Raw genomic sequence first — 19152 nt, forward strand, 5'->3', positions numbered from 1 at the left:
TTATAGTATAATAACCGTAAATTAAGATATTAGACAAAATTTTAAGGAGTGATTACAATGATTAGACAAAGTTGGATATGGTGGAAAAGATTAAATACAATTTAATATTTTTTTGCCAGCTATGTTGAGATTTATTGTAATTGCGATTATAAATATTATGAGAAAAGCATTGGTGAAGTATAGATCAATGCTTTTATTTTATTCAGTTCTCTTAGTCGGTAAAACGATTTGAGAGAATTTTTTTATAAATTTCAACAAATTTTGGGAAAAGTGAAAAAAAGAAAAAAATAAAGAAAGTGAGATATTTTATGTTGATAAACAAACCTACTTATTATTATTCAATTATCAGACAAAAGTTTAATAATTCTTACTTTGCTGAAGATGAACGGCAAGTTATTATTGGAATTGATTGTGAATATTTTGATTCTAATGAATATAGCTATGATTCTTTAAAGAAAATTTATAATTCTTTTGTGAAGCAAAAAAAGGTTGCTCCGTTTGCAGGGCTATTTGGGACATTTGCTTATGAGTCGATACATTTTTTTGAGAAGATTGAAAAAATAGAAAAGGAGCAGTTTAAGTTTCCACAGTTTATTTTTGCCAATGCAAAGGCTTATTTGCATTATTCAAAGACTAGCAAGGAATATTCGTTTTATGGGGACGAAAAAAAATATTTTGATTTTTTGAATGATGAAATTGAGAAAAGAACTGAAAATAGTGAATTGCTGTATGATATAAAAACAGATTTTGATGAGGAAAGATCACATTTTTATGGCATTCTTGAAAAAGCGAAGGAATATATTAAGGCTGGGGATATTTTTCAGGTTGTGCTAAGTGAACAGTTGAAACTTGCGACAAATATGGATTCTCTTGATTTTTATGAAAAATTGTCAAAGGCTAATCCTAGTCCGTATATGTATCATTTTCCTACAAAATATGGAGATATTGTTGGTTCAAGCCCTGAAATATTAGTTGATATTTCATCAGATAATATTTATATCGCTCCTATTGCTGGAACTCGTCCAAGAGGAAAAGACGCCAATGAAGACGCATTTTTAGCAAATGACTTATTAAATGATGAAAAGGAATGTGCTGAACATAGAATGCTTGTTGATTTGGCTCGAAATGATATTGGAAAATTTGCTGAAAGTGGATCAGTTGTTGTGAAAAATCTTATGCATATTAAGAATTATGAGCATGTAATGCACATTGTGACCGATGTTTATGGAAAAAAGCGAAAGGATGTGTCGATATTTGAAGTTATTGCTCAAGCTCTTCCAGCGGGAACGCTTTCTGGTTCACCCAAGATTCGTGCTATGCAGATTATTTCAGAATTAGAAGTATTTAAGAGAAATGTCTATGCGGGAGGAATCGGATTTTTGAGATTTAATGGGGATGTTCAGCTTGCGATTATTATTAGAACTGCATTTTTTGAAAATAAGAATTATGACTTGAATAAGGTTGACAAGGTTAGGAATGTATTTATTCAGGCTGGGGCTGGAATTGTGTTTGATTCGGTAAAGGAAAAGGAATATGATGAAATCTGCCATAAAAGAGCATCTGTACTGAATATTTTTAAGAAATTCTGTAATGAAGAAAAAGAAATTGAAAAGGTTAAAAATAAGGAAAATAAAAATGAAAAAGGGAAGGATGTGAAATAAATGATTTTAATGATTGACAATTACGACTCGTTTGTTTTTAATGTTGAGCAGTATTTGAAGGAAATGACTGACGATGAAGTAATTACTGTGAGAAATGATGCAATTACAATTGATGATATAAAAAAAATGGATCCTAGTAAAATAATCTTTTCTCCTGGTCCAAAGCATCCAAAGGATAGTGGAATTTGCCTTGAAATTTTAAATAATATTGATGAACTGGGGAATATTCCAATTTTGGGGATTTGCCTTGGGCATCAGGCAATTGGGATGAATTTTGGCGGAGAAATAAAAAGGCTTGAAAATCCGTTGCATGGTAAGACTTCAGAAATTACAGTTTTATCGGAAAATTCTGTGTTATTTAAAAACTTGCCAAAGAAATTTAAAGTCATGAGGTATCATTCGCTTTATGTTGACAATATTCCAGAAGAGCTTGAAGTTACGGCAAGGTCTGAAGATGGGATTGCGATGGCTGTGGAACACAAAAGTAAAAATATTTTTGGGATACAGTTTCATCCAGAATCATTTTTTACTGAATATGGAAAAAATATGATACGAAACTTTTTAAATATTGAAGTTTCAGAAACTTTTCAAAATAATGAAAATTCTAAAAATACTAAAGAGAAAGGAAACTTTATAGATATGAATAAATATTTGAAAAAATTACAGGAAAATATTGCATTGACAGATGCTGATTTTAGAGAAATCTGTAAAATTATTGATGATAAAAGTTATGATATTGTACAGCTTGGAGCATTGCTTGTGCTAATTTCAGAAAAAAGCCTTTATCCAGAATCACTTACAGCTTTTGTAAAAAATATTTTGGAATACAGTACAACTTTTGAGGATGAAACTCCAATGATTGATGTTTGTGGAACTGGTGGCGATGGATTCAAAACAATAAATATTTCAACAGCTGTCGCATTTATTTTGGGAGCAATGGGAGTAACTGTCGCAAAACATGGAAACCGTGCAATTTCCAGCAAAAGTGGAAGTAGCGATGTACTTGATAAATTAGGAGTACCACTTGAAAAATCACTGGCAACCCAAATTGAAAAGCTGCACAAAAAAAATCTTGCCTTTTTCCATGCTCCATTTTTTCATAAATTAGTTGGAGAAGTACGAGAAGTTAGAAGCCGTCTTGGAATAAGAACTGTCTTTAACATTTTAGGTCCACTTCTTCATCCAAACACAAAATTGAAATATCAGTTAGTTGGACTTTATCATGAGCCTGTTCACAGATTATATGCTGAAACATTACAATTATTGGGAAGAGAGCATGCGTTGGTTGTGCGTGGAAATGATGGACTTGATGAAATTACAATTTGCGACGATACAAAAATTATCGAAGTAAAAGGAGATCAAATTCTTGAATATACAATTTCTCCTGAAAGTTTTGGATTTAAAAGAGCTTTTCATTCTGAAATCGAAGGTGGAACAGCAGAAGAAAATGCTGAAATTTTAAAGAGAATATTAAAAGGTGAAGAAAAATCTGCAAAATTTGATATAGTTGTGTTAAATGCGATGTTTGGACTTTATACTGCGAATGTAGTGGACCATCCTGCAAAGGCAAAAGAAATGATTTTGGAAGCGATTGGGAGTGGGAAAGTTTATGAGTTTTACGAAAACTATGTGAAATAATTTTTTGGAAGTGGAATTTAGATGATGATAAAAACTTTATATAAAGAAAAATGTTTGAGGTATTTTATAGTATCTGACATAATATCTATAATTATCTTTTTATTTTATGTTCCAGTAGATCCTTTATGGATTTTGCCTTATCTCCTTAATAATACGATTAAAAATAGATTTTGGAATCTTCCTATAAGTTGGATTTTATTTAAAATAATAATTATATACTTCAGTTTTAAAAAGCTTGAAAAAATAAATAGAATTAAAGATAAAGAAAAAAGAAAAAAATATAAAATTAAATTAAAAATAATAATTTTTTTTACACATGTAATCGTGTTGGGAATTTTTATTAAGTTTATTGATAAAATTATATTTTATTGAAAGGAAAAACATGGATATTTTAGAAAAAATAAAAATAAAAAGAGATATACAGCTTAAAGAAGAATTAAAATCTTTTAAGCAGCCGTCGTTGAAAGAGGCGTTGAAACAGGATGGAGTACGGATTATTGGAGAAATCAAGAGGGCTTCTCCATCGAAGGGAAAAATTGCAAATGATGATTTTGATTTGTTAAAACAGGCACAAAGTTATGTGGATAAAGGGGTTGCGGCTTTTTCGATACTGACAGAAAAGGAATATTTTAAAGGGGAGAATGATTTTATAAAAATTATAAGAGAGAAATTTCCAGAAATGCCAATTTTGAGGAAGGATTTTATTTATACTCCGTTTCAGGTGGCACATGCTAAGTTTTTAGGGGCTTCGGCGATACTTCTTATTGTGAGAATGTTGGATGACAAGACTTTGTATGAGTTGCATAAATTGGCGCATGATTTGGAGCTTGATGTTTTGGTTGAGGTGCATGACGAGGTTGAACTTGAGAGAGCGTTAAAAATACCTAATTTAGAAATTTTGGGAGTTAATAATAGAAATTTGAATACTTTTGAGGTGGATATTAAAACTACGAAGAAGTTGATGGATAAAATTCCAAATGAAATGAAGGAAAAACTGGTTCTTGTTGGCGAAAGTGGATTTCTTACGAAAGAGGATTTAGACTATGCGAAAAGTATTGGGGTTGATGGGCTTTTGATTGGGGAAGCACTTATGAGAGGTCTTCTTTAGGAAGTTTTAATTTCAATATAAAGTAAAAATTATTAAAAGCGAAAAATGATATATTAATAAATTTGAATTTTTAGAGAGGAAAGAGTTGGAAGGAAAGAATATAAATTTAAAAATTTGTGGGATTCGTTCGATTGAGGAAATAGAAGAGTTGAAAAGTTTGGATATTGACTATTTTGGGTGTATTTTTGCAAAAAGTCCGAGAAAAGTAAGTACGGAGCTAGCTAAGAAAATTACTGAGATTGCTCATAAGGCTGGGAAAAAAACAGTTGGAGTTTTTGTGAATGAGAATATTGAAAACATTTTAGAAATTGTTGCGAAAACTGGTATTGATTGTGTTCAGTTGCATGGGATTGAAACGCCTGAATATTGCTTGGAATTACTTCAGAAATTTGATAAAATAAATGATAAATGTGGTAAAAAAATTAAAATTTGGAAAGCTTTTCCAGTAAAAGACAAATTACCGGATATTGAACCTTATTTAAAGTACATAGAGTATCCCTTGTTTGATGCGAAAGGTGAAAATAGAGGTGGAAATGGAATTACATTTGATTGGAATATTTTGAAAGACTTGAAAGGTCAAAAATTTATTCTTGCTGGCGGGCTTTCTAAAGAAAATATTGTTAGTGCATTAAAATATTCTCCGACAATTTTGGATGTAAATAGTAAAGTTGAAATTAATAATAGAAAAAATAAAAAATTGGTTGAAGAAATTGTAAATTTGGTAAAAAATAAAAAATAATAATTTAAAAATATAAATACGAAAGGAAAAAAATATGGAAAATAAACATTTTAATGAAAAAGCATATTTTGGGAAATTTGGTGGGCAGTTTGTACCTGAAACTGCAATGTTTGCTTTGTCAGAACTGGAGAAAGAATATGAAAAGTTAAAAAATGACAAAAAATTTTTTGAAGAGTTTGATGACTTGTTAAAAAATTATGTTGGGCGTGAAACTCCACTTTATTATGCAAAAAACTTGAGTGAACATTATAATCACGATATTTACTTGAAAAGAGAAGATTTGAACCATACTGGCGCTCATAAAATTAATAATGCACTTGGGCAAGTTTTACTTGCTAAAAAAATGGGAAAGAAAAAAGTGATTGCTGAAACTGGGGCTGGACAGCATGGAGTTGCTACTGCTACTGCTGCCGCTCTATTAGGTTTGGAATGTGATGTTTATATGGGGGCTGTTGACATTGAACGGCAAAAATTAAATGTTTTTAGAATGGAACTTTTGGGTGCTAGAGTTATTTCAATTGAAGATGGTCTGAAAACTTTGAAAGAAGCGACAACTGCAGCTATTCAGTCGTGGGTTGCTGAAATAGAAACTGTGTTTTATGTAATAGGTTCTGTTGTAGGGCCTCATCCATATCCAACTATTGTGCGTGATTTTCAGTCAATTATCGGATATGAAACAAAAGCACAACTTGATGAGCTTGGAAAACATGCTGATCATGTGATTGCCTGTGTTGGTGGTGGAAGTAACGCAATTGGGATTTTTAGCGCATTTATAAATGATAATTCAACTAAACTTTATGGAGTGGAAGCTGGAGGTTATGGAATTGATACAGATATGCATGCTGCTACACTAACACTCGGAAAGCCTGGAATTATTCATGGAATGAAAACTTATGTGCTGCAAAATAAATATGGACAAATAAGTCCAGTTCACTCAATTTCCGCTGGACTTGACTATCCAGGAGTAGGCCCTGAACATTCACATTTATTTGATACAAAAAGAGCAACTTATGCACCAGTTACTGATGATGAAGCAATGAAGGCATTAATGCTTGTTACAAGAAAAGAAGGAATTATTCCGGCAATTGAAAGTTCGCATGCTTTGGCTTACCTTGAAAAGTTGTGCCCAACGCTTTCTAAAGACAAGAGAGAAACTATTGTTGTAAATGTGTCTGGACGTGGAGATAAAGACATGCATACTGTTTTTTCTATGTTAAAAGATAAGCAAAGTGATGGAAAAAATGGAATTTATGAGTTAAATGGAGGTTTAGAAAATGAATGAGAAAAAATTAAATAAAAAAAATATTGATATTTTTAAAGAAAAGAAAAAAGTAAACATTGGTTACATTGTTGCAGGTTATCCAAGTGTTGATTTTACAAAACAATTTTTGAAAAATTTGGATAGCACAGCTCTCGATATGCTAGAAGTCGGTATTCCATATTCTGATCCGTTAGCTGATGGGAAATTGATTTCACATGCATCGTTTTTAGCTTCAGAAGCTGGAGTTACTACTGACACTGTTTTTGATTTACTAACTGATATAAAAAATGATATTTCAAAACCATTAATTTTTCTAATTTACTACAATTTAATATTTTCTTATGGAATTGATGAATTTATTAAAAAATGTGTAAAAGCTAATATTAAAGGGATAATTATTCCAGATTTGCCTTATGAGGAAGCCTTTGAAATGTCAGAAAAATTACGGGAAAATGAAATTTCTCTTATTCCGCTTGTAAGCGTTACTTCTGAAAATAGAATAAAAAAAATTGTTTCTCAAGGAGATGGCTTTATTTACGCAATCGGTTCGTTAGGTGTAACAGGTTCAAAACAGGTCGATTTGCCACGTCTGGAATCTTTTATTAATGATATTAGAAAAGTTTCAGATTTGCCAGTTTCTTTAGGATTTGGAATAAAAAATAACGATAATGTAAACACAATGAGAAAATATGCAGATGGAGTAATTGTGGGAACAAGCATTGTTGATTTTACTAAAAAAAATGATGTGAATTATACAATTCAGAAAATTAACGAATTGTTTAAATAATAAGATTATCATATTAAATTAAAATTATTTATTTTACTAGTCAAATAAATGAAAGAATTTTAACAAAAAGATAGCAATAAGTCGTAGCTTTATATAAGTGGAAGAGGAATTGCTTTTTTTGTAAAAAAATTGAAATATATTTTGTTTGATGATATAATAAATCAAAATTTGTAAATAATTCAAAAAAATAAAAGATAACTTATAAGAAAGGAGAATACATTTAAATTATGGAATTTTATAATTTTATTTACTTAGAAAATAAAAAACTTATAACTGATAAATTTTTGCTTGTTTTAATTATTTTTGTAATTGCATTTATGGTATTTGCATTTTGGAAATGGTTTAAAGGAAGTATTTCTTTGAGAGATAAGCAGCTTAGTATGCTTGGACTGATGTTTATATTTTTGTTTGGGCTGTATCACTATGAAAATTATAGAACTAAAAATGATCAGGAAAAAGTTTATAGAAATTCAGCAAGCGTTATTAAAAAATTATCTGAAAAATTTAAAGTAGGAGAAAATGAAATATTTATAAATACTCCAGAAATAACAGAGCATACTGTTTATAAAATAAAAGACAAGTTTTATCAGATTCATTGGGTGGATAATAATATTTTGGTTGAACAGATGACAGTGCCTTACGTGGATAAAATTAAACTGATTAAAAAATAGAGAGGTTTTTGAAAATATTAAGGAAAGTGAGATGATGTGATTTTGGATTCAATAATTCTTGTAGCAATAAAACTTACAATTGGATTTATTGCATTGGTCGTATTTATGAACTTGAATGGGCGAAGCCAGCTGGCTCCAACTTCTACAGAAGACCAGATAGGTAACTATGTTCTTGGAGGAATTATAGGTGGAGTAATTTATAATCCAAGCATAACAATAGTTCAGTTTTTAATAGTTCTTTTAATATGGGGTCTTTTAATGACGGCAATAGATTTTCTAAAAAATTCAAATAAAAATGTAAAAAAATTTATAGATGGACAAGTTGTGTATTTAATAAAAGATGGAAAAATGTTAACTGAAAATTTTGCACAGGCAACGCTTTCTATTCCTGATTTCTATACTAAGTTGAGAACAAAGGGAATTTCACAAATATCAGATATAAAAGATGCTTTCATGGAATCAAATGGACAATTGATAGTCATACAAAAAGGTGAAGATGGTTATTCAAATTTATTGGTTTCAGAAGGAAATATACAGGAAGATAATTTAGAGCATATTGGAAAAGATAACAATTGGCTAATAAAGGAATTGGAAAAATATAATGTTACTGATCTTAGCGAAATTTTTCTTGTTGAATATAGCAGTGATGGAAAACTTTTTATTGTGAAAAAATAGAAAAAATTTTGAAAAAGAAAAATACTCAAATGGCGAGTGAATTTGCTAGATGAGTATTTTTTATTAATTGTTATTAATTTTATAACATTCTATCTATTTTTTTTTACTTATATAATAATTAATTTATAGTTAATTTAATAATTTTAGATATAGTAACTTCTTTATTTGATTATCTTAAAATTCTAGATATATATAAATATTAATCTAATTTTAAAAATTCAGATTGAAAAAATTATCAGATGTGATATAATATAAATGTATACAATAAAAATTAAATTGAGGTGATAAAAATGGCAACTTCAAGTTTTTTCAAAAATTTAGAATTAAGTAAGGAAGCGGCTGAAGAATTGATAAAAATGACGGAAGAAGGTTTTACTGTAAATAAAGTACCTGATTTGAAAATTAATTTAATTAATAATCCTGAAGAAATTAAAAAGTTTTTTGAAGAAGGAGACAAGAAAGATAATGAGTAAAAACTTAGTTTCTTTGAGAAACTTAATGAATAATTTATCTAAAGAAAAATTAGATCAAATACTGGGAGAATTTAAAAGTATAAAGGAAAATGATATAGAAAATTTTTTACATAATAAATCTTCTCATTTTGAAAAATCAACGATATCAAGTACATATTTAATATTTAGTGAAAATAAAGAAATTTTAGGATATTTTACAATAGCAAATAGAAGTTTGGTTATTCCAAAAGAAAATTTTGAGGTTTTATCTAAAACTCAGCAGAAAAAATTAGGAAATAGTGCTGCAATATTGAGAAATGGTGACCTGATGACAAGTAGTTTTCTATTAGGTCAATTGGGTAAAAATTATTCAGATGGTGTAAAAAACTTGATATCAGGTAGAGAACTTCTTACGTTTGCATATAATCTTTTTTTAAAAATAAAAGAACTTATAAATGTAAAATATATATGGCTTGAATGTCAAAATGAAGTGAAAATTATTTCATTTTATCAGAATTTTGGATTTAAGATGTTGGAAAGTATGACTTCTGAAGAAGGATTAAAAGTTATGATAATGGAATTGAAATAAATTTTAAATAAAATAAAAAAATTGAAAAAAATAATTTACAGAATAAATATTTTATACTATAATAAACGTAATAAAACTGATTTAAAATCAAACACAAGAGCTATGATTATTTTGTTTAGACTTTAAGTTTATACGGTTTTTAACAGTTTAATTTTAAATGAGTTTAAGTAGAGAGCTAAAGGTGATAATTAAAATAAAAAATAAAGTAAATTTGAGGAGGAAAATTAATGGGAAAAAAGGCATTAGTAATCGGAGCTGGAGGAGTGTCAAATGTAGTTTGTCATAAGTGTGCACAAAATTCAGAAGTGTTTAGTTCGATTATGATAGCTAGTCGTACAAAGGCAAAATGTGATGAAATTAAGGAAAGGATTGAAAAAAGCAAATATGCTGGAAGAATTGAAATTCAGACTGCACAGGTAGATGCTAATAATGTGCCTGAATTGGTAACGCTTATTAATGAATATAAGCCTGACATTGTGATAAATGTGGCTTTGCCGTATCAAGATTTGACAATTATGGATGCTTGTCTGGAAACTAAGACTGATTATTTGGATACAGCGAACTATGAGCCGTTAGATACTGCTAAATTTGAGTATAAATGGCAATGGGCTTATAAGGAAAAATTTGAAAAAGCTGGAATTACGGCTATTTTGGGAAGTGGATTTGATCCAGGTGTTACTGGAGTATTTTCAGCTTATGCACAAAAGCATTACTTCGATGAAATAAATTATATTGATATTCTTGATGCAAATGCTGGAGATCACGGTTATCCGTTTGCAACAAACTTTAATCCTGAAATTAATATTAGGGAAGTTACAGCTAATGGAAGTTACTGGGAAGATGGAAAATGGGTGGAAACAAAGCCTATGGAAATTAAACGGGTATATGATTTTCCACAAATTGGTGAAAAAGATATGTATCTATTGCACCATGAAGAATTAGAATCGCTTGCATTAAATATAAAAGGGATTAAAAGAATTAGATTTTTTATGACTTTTGGGCAAAGTTATTTGACTCATCTAAAAGTGCTTGAAAATGTTGGAATGACATCAATTGAGCCAATAGAATTTGAAGGAAAGCAAATTGTACCGCTACAATTTTTGACAGCAGTATTGCCTGATCCAGCTTCACTTGGACCTAGAACAAAAGGTAAAACTAATATTGGAAACATTTTTAGAGGTAAAAAAGATGGAGTTGAAAAAACTTATTATGTTTATAATGTTTGTGACCATCAAGAATGTTATAAAGAAGTCAGCTCACAAGCTATTTCCTATACAACAGGAGTTCCTGCAATGATTGGAGCTGCAATGGTACTTACAGGTGAATGGAAAAAGCCAGGAGTATTTAATGTGGAAGAAATGAATCCAGATCCATTTATGGATGCGTTAAACAAGTTTGGACTTCCATGGATTGAAAACTTTGATCCAACATTAGTTGATTAGTTGTTTAAATGATAAAATATCCAATTTATTAAATTAAAATTAATAAATATGAACTATTTTTACTCTCATTCTAAATTATAATTATTATGATTAAGATAGAGAGTATTTTTTTTGTTATTTTAAATATACATATATTAATAAATGATTAATAATATATTATTTTTCAAATAAAATTCCAAAAAACCCTTGCATTTTTTTTTTTTTGTGGTATAATAGTAAAATAGAGAATATATCTTTAAAGGAAATGAACTGATTTATACTGTTTCTTGCTTAAATAGCAAATATAATTATTGCAAAAGTAAAAACTGTAAGAACTTATGCAGTTTGTGTTTTTTAAGCGAGTATTCAGAATTAAACATGGAGAAAATAATTATCACTTAAAGTCACTAAAAAATCACTTTTTTTCCATATTTAAATTGATTATTGCTTTTGAAAGATATTTTCTGGAATGGCAATTTGAGTCATTGAGATTTGAATTGTTGAAAAAATAAAGAAAAGATAAGAGGAGATAACAATGACGAACAATTTTAGAAAAATCAAAAAAGATTTACGTGCATTTGCAAAAAGATGTCATGAATTTTCGTATACGGATTCAGCATTGATTGCATTTTTGATTACAGGTGTGATAAGTATTTCAGTTAATGTGTTTTCTGCACAGGAAGAAAAAAGCATCGAAAATCAGAAACAGATGATTTCTACATCAATTGTTGACATACATCATAAGGTTAAGGAAACTAGAAAAGAAAATGACAAACTTTTGAAAAAAACAAATCTGGAACTAATTCAGCTTATGGAACAGGGAGATCATGTGGTAAAATCTCCATGGAGTTCATGGCAATATGGAGTCAATGAATTTTTTAACAATTGGAATGGAGCTTATAAAGGAAGAGGAGACAAAAAAGCAAAATATCCTTATGAAGGAGTATTTGAAAGAGGAGGCCTGTATGAAAGAGCAGTAAACCCAACAAGCAGCAAATATTCACTTCTAGGAAAGAGCTCAAAATTAAATTCATCACTTACATCAAGCAGAACAGGTCTTGAAAGCAATTCTTACGGACTAGTTGGAGTAAGACCTTTGCTGGAGCCAACAGTAGGATTTAACGTAAGTGCGGCAATTAGACCAAAGCAAGTTGTGAAAGGGGCTATAACTATTGCGGATAAGACACCGGTAACACCCGCAACACCTGAAGCTATTGAATTTAAAGCACCTGAAATTTCTATAAAGGCACCGGATGCACCGAGTGTAAATCCTGCTCCAGTAACTATAACAGGTTTAACTATAAACGGGCCAACTTTACCAAGTTTAACTTTGCCAACTCCATTATCATTTTCACCAGCCACTCCAACAGTAAGTATTAGTATTACTCCACCAAGTGCACCTGCTCCAGTATCAGCACCTGGAACTGGAAATGGACCTGAATCATATTTATTAGGAAAGGATGGTGCAGGAAACTGGAAGTGGGAAGCAGGACAAAGTCCTTATGCACTATATGGATATACACCTAGTGACAGAGCGCAAGTAGCAATTGCTTCAGAAATAAATGTTAACACTTTAACATCTGGGGGACGTGCAAAAATAGATTATACTGCAAATACATCTGGAGGAACAGTTACATTTTCAAATGCACAACTTACAAGTTCTGCAGATACTAATGGTTACACTGGATGGCCTTATAATGCAACTTCATATACTTTAAATGGAGTTAACTCATTTGCTCTTATAAAAAACACAGGAAATGCAAACATTCAAATAAATGATACTGATATTGATTTTACAGGTGTTGGAGGAACAACTGCAAATGGTCAAAGATGGTTATTTCATACGGATGCCCATAGTGATAGTGCTGAATCTGCTTGGACTATTGGAAATTCTACCAAAATAAATATGTCAGGTACTAACCTTAAGATGTATACAAGTCAATTTCATGCAGGAAATCATAATTTACTGTTCACTAATAATGGAAAAATAGATGCAAGTGGAATTAATAATGTAGTATGGTTGGCATTAAATGAACGTGCAAGTAATAATTATAGAACGCAAAAGTTTACTAATAATGGAAGTGTGAGTCTAGCTGGAAATAATTCAACTTTTGCTTATATTGATATGCCAACAACAAAAGGTTATGACACTACTAAATATGGTACAAATGTTGGAGTACCTGGAATTGAAGCATCAAATGGAAATGGAGATACTGCTGCAAATAGTAATGGATGGGTTATAGAAAATACTGGAGCTGGGAAGCTTGATATTATTGGAACTGGAAATACTGGAATTTTTGTAAATGACAATTTTAAATATTGGGCAGCTCAGATTACTTTAAATCCTTCCACTGTAACTCTTGGTGGAACTGGAAATGCTGGAGTTTATTTTAAAGGATGGGCTGATTTAGATGGAGGTGCTGTATTAAATGGAGAAGCCAGTGGTAATGGAACAAGTTTGGCTTCAACATTTAATATGGAAGTTAGTGGTAGTGGAAATGCTGGTTTATATTTTAATTATAGTAAAGACGATAGTTCAACAACTAAAGATACATTTAAATTAACTGGAACATCAACAATGGAAGCTGGAGGAAGTGGAAATATCTTGATTTATAATGGAAATGGAGATATTGATGTATCAAATGCATTTAATTTAATTATTAATGGTTTAAATAATGTTGCAATTTATAACGCATCTGCTGATAAATTTGTTACAAAAGCTACTATTAGTGGAACAGGAACAGAAGCAGTTGGGATTTATTCTAAAGGAACAGGAGAAACTACTAATACAGGAAATATAACTTTAACAGCTAATAAAGTAAAGGGTATTGTATCAGATGGTTCAGGAGCTGTTATTAATAATAATGGTGGAACTGTTAAGGTAGAAGGACAGGAAGTTGCTGGTGCAATTGCAATGAATAGTGGAGTTGTAAATATTGGTAAGACAGCAGGACCTTCTAATATTGAAGCTAAAGGTAAATCTGGATTAGGAGTGTACGCTACTAATAACGGGGAAGTTAATATTGGAGACTCTACAATTAAATCAGAAAATGGAGCAATTAATGTTTATTCAAATGGTGGAGATATAAATCTAGGTGTTAACGGAAAAACAACTACAGTGCAAGTAGGTGCTAATTCACTTGGGTTTATGCAAACAGATTCTAAGAAAGTAAATTTTGTTGGAACTACAAATGCTAATATTGATGAAGATGGAACTGCATTTTACATTGCACCAGCATCAACACCGTCTACAGTTTCATATCCATCATCTATAGCATCACTTGGTAGTGGTTATACTGGATGGACAAATTTAACTTTAAAAATGGGTAAAAATTCTAACGTTGTCGTTGCATCTTATGTTGATACAAAACTCTCTGATTTAGATTTAACGAAAGTTGGAATACCGGCTACCCAAATAATTGATAATAGTGGTGGTGCTGGCTATAAGGATTTTCTATTGTATAAAAGTAAATTGACAATAGATAGTCCTAAAACATATGCTGATTATAAGAAAATATCGTTGTCAAGTTCTTCAATTATTAATGATACAACTATCTCATCAAATGATGATGATGTGAAACTTATGGCTCAGGAAAATGATGATACTAATGTTGCTAATAAGTGGGTAAAACTTGAAAATAATAAGATTATTGAATTAAATGGTAAAAATTCAGTTGCGATGTATGCAAGTGATGGAACTATAAAAAATAATGCTGGTGCTAAAATTACTATGGGCGGAAAGAATTCAGTTGCAATCTATGGTAAAAATACTGGAAAAGGTGACACGGATATTACAAATGCTGGAGAAATTAGCATAGGAGAATCATCTGTAGGGCTTTTAGCTGAAGATTATACAAAAACAGGGCTTGAGAATGCTAACAAAATTACTATTACTGGAGATGGCGGAATCGGAATGTATTACAAAGCTGGTACATTGGATAGCTCTATAACAAATATAGATGTAAAGAATAACGGCACAATTGATGATAATTCTACTGCAGCTGCTCCTTCTATTAATAAAAAGAGAGTTGGAATATATGTAGAAAACAATACAAATGCTAGTAAAACTGTAAAAGGTATTAATACTGGAACGATAAAACTTTTAGGAGATGGTGCCACATCTTCAAGTGAAGGAAGTATCGGTATTTATACAAATGCAACTGCAAAAGATTCTAATCCGTTGGAAAATACTGGAACTATCGAACTTGGAAAATTTGGAATTGGAATGTTTGGTTATGAGCAAAAGAATACAGGAGATATTACAGTTGGAGATAAGGGAGTTGCAATTTACTCGCAAGGTGGAGATGTTGAGATAACAGGAAGTAAGACAATAAAAGTTGGAAAGGATGCTAGGGCTGTTATTGCTACAGGTGATGGTCAAAAAGTTGAAAGTACAGGATTTAATTATGTAATAGGAGATAATTCTTTTGGATTTGTAAACAGAAATACAGGATCAACAGGAAACATATTTAAGATAAGTGGTGGAAGTGCAACTTTAAATAATAATGGCTTTTTCATTTATTCAGTTGATACAAAAGGAACTATCACAAACAGTACAAATATAACTATGGACTCAAAAGCGACTACAGGACAAAATTATGGAATTTATTCAACAGGAACGGTTACTAATAGCGGAGATATTACGTTAACTGAAGGTAAAGGGAATGTTGGAATTTATTCGACAGAAGGTGGAGATATTACTAATAGTGGAAATATTTCATTAGGAGAATCTGATATATCTGGAACATCAAAATATTATAGTATAGGAATTATATCAAAAACAGGAAAAGTTACTAATACTGGTGCTATCAACATTGGAAATGCAACTATTGATGGAAAAGATGGAATTGGGCTTTTCGCTGATACTGATAATTCAAAAAATGGAGAAATTATAAATACAGGTGCGATTACTGTATTTGGAGATAACACTGTTGGAGCCTATGCAAATCAAGCATCAAAAATTAGTTTGGGAACAGGTGGAAATATTACTATAAAAGGTAAGAAAACAACAGGATATTATGTTGATGAAGGAATAGGAAATGATATTGCTTCTGGAGTAAATATAACTGTAACTGGAGATAATGCAAATGGAGTATTTGTTAATAAAGGTAGATTAACATATAAAGGTGATACAAAAGTAACAGGAGACGGAGCATATGGATTTGTTGCTGGAAAAAATTCTTATATTGTTGCAGATGGAGGTAGTGTTACTGTAGCTGGTGCTTCAGGATCATCAAAAGTTACTACTGGAACTGATGGAAGAGGAACTGCTGGAGTTGTAGTTTTACAAGGTGCCAGTTTGACTGGTGGAAAATTAGATGTAACTGCTGATGTTAGCGGAGATAAGTCAGTAGGAATTTATTCAGATGGTAACTTGGTAATTAATAAGGCTGATGTAAAAGCATATAATGGAGCAGTAAACTTTTTTGCTGATAAAGGTGGCGGTATAATTTCAATTGGTAATAATAACGGTACAAGTACGGTAGTTGCTGGAACAGGAACTGATAAAGGTTCATTATTATTCTATACACCTGGAACAGGTAAAATTTTAATAAACAAATCTATGACAGCAACTGTTGAAGGTGGAACAAATGCCGCTACACGTGCTACTGCATTTTATTATACAGGTTCTGGAGCTCCAGGAAGCTATACTCAACTAACTCCAGCAAATGTTGCGTCTTGGGCAAGAAGCAGTTATGGAAGTGGTACAAGCACATTAGGAAATTTAACGTTAAATATGCAACCTGATTCAAGATTATTCTTAACTCAAAATGTTGATATGAAGTTGTCAAATACATCAATAACTAATTTATTTAGTGGATTAACAGCAACTGAAAAGCCAAATATTTCTGGAACTGGATATAGAAGATTTATGCTTTATAAGAGTCATTTGGAGGTTGATAAACCAGTAAATTTAGATAATGCTAATGATGATTACAGACAATTGGAAATATCGAACTCAAGTATAACTAATAATAACACTATTACTGGTACTCAAGCTGGACAAATTGCGATGGCACAGGAAAATACTGATACTAATAAAAATGTCGTAACATTAACAAACAATGGAACTATAAATCTATCAGGAGCAGGATCTGCCGCAATTTATGGTAAAAATGCGATTATTAAAAATAGTTCGACTGGAAATATAACATTGGGAGATACTTCAACAGGGCTTTATGGTCTTAATAATACAAAGATTTCAAATGATGGAAAAATAACCGCTGGAAATAAATCAACTGGAATATTCTATTCAGACATTTATGTAAATCCAACTACTAAGGCTGAAACCGTGTATAATACAACTACTGGACTTAGTAATAATGGAACTATAACATTAGTTGGAGATGAAGGGGTTGGAATTACTTATGAGCCAGGAAATGTTACAGGTTTGGTAAGATTTGAAAATACAGGAACAATTACATCTGCAACAGATAAAAATGTTGGAATGTATGCGAAGACTGCTAGAAATAATGCAGCTTATGAAACTGAAAATAAAGGGACTATAACTCTTGGAGATTCAGCTTCATTGAATGATCCAAATGTTGGAATGTATACAAATGCGACTAATGCTGCAACAAATCCATTGATAAATAGCGGAACTATAACAGTTGGAAAGAATGCAGTTGGAGTTTATGGATTTAAGGAAACAAATTCAGGAAATATTAATGCTGGAGACGGTGCAGTTGCAATGTACTCAAAAGGCGGAAATGTTGACTTGACAGGTGGAACGATTAATGTTGGCAAGAAAGAGGCGGTTGCTGTTTATACAGTTGGAAGCGGACAAAAGATTACAAATACAGGAACATCGCTTAATATTGGAGATACATCGTTTGGATTTGTAAATGTTGGGAAAGGAAATACTATTGAAAGCAAGATTTCTAATGTTAATTTAAATAATGATTCAGTGTATATTTATTCAAATGATAATACTGGAGTTATTAAAAATAGCACAAATATAGCTTCTGTTGGAACAAGTGGTAATAATTACGGTATTTATGCTGCAGGTTCAATTGAAAATACTGGAAATATTGATTTTAATAATGGTATTGGAAATGTTGGAATTTATACAGTAAATGGAGGAAATGCTAAGAACAGCGGAATAATTTCTGTTGGAGCATCTGATCCGCTTAATCAGGTATATAGTGTTGGTATGGCTGCTGGGTATATCGGAGATTCTAAGACAGCTGCTTCAACTGGGACAATTGAAAATAACGGACAGATTAATGTAAACGGAAAACACAGCATTGGTATGTACGGAGTTGGAAATGGAACGACTGTTACAAATAATAATAATATAGTGCTTAATGCTGATAATACAATTGGTATTTATGTTGAAGAAGGAGCAAAAGCTGTAAATAACGGTGTAATTAGAACTGGTACAAGTGGACTTTCAAATGTGACAGGGGTTGTGCTTGGAAAAAATTCGACACTTGAAAATAATAATACTATAAATATTGACTCGGCTTCAGGAGCTGGAGTTTACCTTAAAGGTGGAACTATAATAAATAGAGGTAATATTCACGTTAGCGGAGCTGGTTCAAATGAAGTTTATCAGATGAACAGCGATCCAACTACAAAACGGATGGGAGATGTTACAATTGATGCACCTGCAGGAAGCCCTACAGCTAAGATCATAGTCAGAGGTAAAGGAGAAGTTCAGCCTGTGGTGATTACTACAACTGCTGAAAATCCTGTGACAGTATCTGCTTCAAGCATTGGACTTTATGTTGATACATCTAGCAAGAATTATACAAAAGCTATTGACAACCTTGGAGCACTAACAAGCGAAGCTGATCTTATATTTGGAGTGGAAGCTGCACAAGGTACAACAAGCAGATATATTAAGATAAATGACAGCAAGATATTGGATCCATATAACAATGCAATACTTCATAGCGGAGTTTCAAAATGGACTGTTTATTCAGGATCATTGACTTGGGTAGCAACTCCAACTCTTGATCAAAGCACAGGAGAAGTTAAGAGTATCTATATGGCAAAATCTTCTTATACAAATTGGGCAACAGACAGCAAAGTAACGCCAACTAAAGTAACTGACACGTATAACTTTGCAGATGGACTGGAACAAAGATACGGAGTAGAAGCACTTGGAACAAGAGAAAATCAATTATTCCAAAAATTAAACAGTA

General features: G+C 31.2%; 12 protein-coding genes. All 12 read left to right on the forward strand.

All coding sequences use genetic code 11. The features are described 5' to 3' along the window. Nucleotides 1-308 precede the first annotated feature (308 nt). Nucleotides 309-1661, forward strand: coding sequence for an anthranilate synthase component I family protein (locus ACO409_RS04795; protein ID WP_485555336.1), 1353 nt, complete (start codon nt 309-311; stop codon nt 1659-1661). After that, nucleotides 1662-3299: an anthranilate phosphoribosyltransferase gene (gene trpD, locus ACO409_RS04800; protein WP_485555338.1), complete on the forward strand. Its 1638-nt coding sequence runs from the start codon at nt 1662-1664 to the stop codon at nt 3297-3299. A 382-nt stretch (nt 3300-3681) separates the two neighbouring features. After that, nucleotides 3682-4407, forward strand: coding sequence for an indole-3-glycerol phosphate synthase TrpC (gene trpC, locus ACO409_RS04805; RefSeq protein WP_485555340.1), 726 nt, complete (start codon nt 3682-3684; stop codon nt 4405-4407). Nucleotides 4408-4492: 85 nt separating this feature from the next. Further along, on the forward strand, nt 4493-5146 hold the full coding sequence (locus ACO409_RS04810; protein ID WP_485555342.1) for a phosphoribosylanthranilate isomerase: 654 nt from the start codon (nt 4493-4495) through the stop codon (nt 5144-5146). A gap of 34 nt (nt 5147-5180) precedes the next feature. Continuing rightward, the gene (gene trpB / locus ACO409_RS04815; RefSeq protein ID WP_485555344.1) at nt 5181-6428 is read left to right on the forward strand and encodes a tryptophan synthase subunit beta; all 1248 of its coding nucleotides are present in this window, start codon (nt 5181-5183) and stop codon (nt 6426-6428) included. Beyond that, nucleotides 6421-7194, forward strand: a complete 774-nt coding sequence (gene trpA / locus ACO409_RS04820) for a tryptophan synthase subunit alpha (RefSeq protein ID WP_485555346.1) — start codon at nt 6421-6423, stop codon at nt 7192-7194. The genes trpB and trpA overlap by 8 nt, the downstream gene beginning before the upstream one ends. 227 nt (nt 7195-7421) lie before the next feature. Beyond that, nucleotides 7422-7865 carry a DUF3290 family protein gene (locus ACO409_RS04825; RefSeq protein WP_485555348.1) on the forward strand — a complete coding sequence of 148 codons (444 nt, stop codon included), beginning with the start codon at nt 7422-7424 and terminating at the stop codon, nt 7863-7865. 36 nt (nt 7866-7901) lie between these two features. Beyond that, nucleotides 7902-8540: a DUF421 domain-containing protein gene (locus ACO409_RS04830; protein ID WP_485555350.1), complete on the forward strand. Its 639-nt coding sequence runs from the start codon at nt 7902-7904 to the stop codon at nt 8538-8540. A 290-nt stretch (nt 8541-8830) separates the two neighbouring features. After that, on the forward strand, nt 8831-9013 hold the full coding sequence (locus ACO409_RS04835) for a hypothetical protein (protein ID WP_485555352.1): 183 nt from the start codon (nt 8831-8833) through the stop codon (nt 9011-9013). Then, nucleotides 9006-9581, forward strand: coding sequence for a GNAT family N-acetyltransferase (locus ACO409_RS04840; protein WP_485555354.1), 576 nt, complete (start codon nt 9006-9008; stop codon nt 9579-9581). The genes ACO409_RS04835 and ACO409_RS04840 overlap by 8 nt, the downstream gene beginning before the upstream one ends. 227 nt (nt 9582-9808) lie before the next feature. After that, a complete protein-coding gene (locus ACO409_RS04845) occupies nt 9809-11023 on the forward strand; it encodes a saccharopine dehydrogenase family protein (protein ID WP_485555356.1) in 1215 nt (404 codons plus the stop codon). Between the two features lie 514 nt (nt 11024-11537). After that, nucleotides 11538-19152: autotransporter-associated N-terminal domain-containing protein (locus ACO409_RS04850; protein ID WP_485555357.1), on the forward strand; the 7615-nt coding region annotated here is incomplete at its 3' end.

The sequence above is a fragment of the Leptotrichia sp. genome, assembly GCF_057270615.1.

What these genes read in the sequence shown, in the direction of transcription:
- trpB (WP_485555344.1), top strand. Translation starts at nt 5,181, where the DNA reads ATGGAAAATAAACATTTTAATGAAAAAGCATATTTTGGGAAATTTGGT.
- ACO409_RS04840 (WP_485555354.1), top strand. Translation starts at nt 9,006, where the DNA reads ATGAGTAAAAACTTAGTTTCTTTGAGAAACTTAATGAATAATTTATCT.
- ACO409_RS04835 (WP_485555352.1), top strand. Translation starts at nt 8,831, where the DNA reads ATGGCAACTTCAAGTTTTTTCAAAAATTTAGAATTAAGTAAGGAAGCG.
- ACO409_RS04845 (WP_485555356.1), top strand. Translation starts at nt 9,809, where the DNA reads ATGGGAAAAAAGGCATTAGTAATCGGAGCTGGAGGAGTGTCAAATGTA.
- trpA (WP_485555346.1), top strand. Translation starts at nt 6,421, where the DNA reads ATGAATGAGAAAAAATTAAATAAAAAAAATATTGATATTTTTAAAGAA.
- ACO409_RS04795 (WP_485555336.1), top strand. Translation starts at nt 309, where the DNA reads ATGTTGATAAACAAACCTACTTATTATTATTCAATTATCAGACAAAAG.
- ACO409_RS04825 (WP_485555348.1), top strand. Translation starts at nt 7,422, where the DNA reads ATGGAATTTTATAATTTTATTTACTTAGAAAATAAAAAACTTATAACT.
- trpC (WP_485555340.1), top strand. Translation starts at nt 3,682, where the DNA reads ATGGATATTTTAGAAAAAATAAAAATAAAAAGAGATATACAGCTTAAA.
- trpD (WP_485555338.1), top strand. Translation starts at nt 1,662, where the DNA reads ATGATTTTAATGATTGACAATTACGACTCGTTTGTTTTTAATGTTGAG.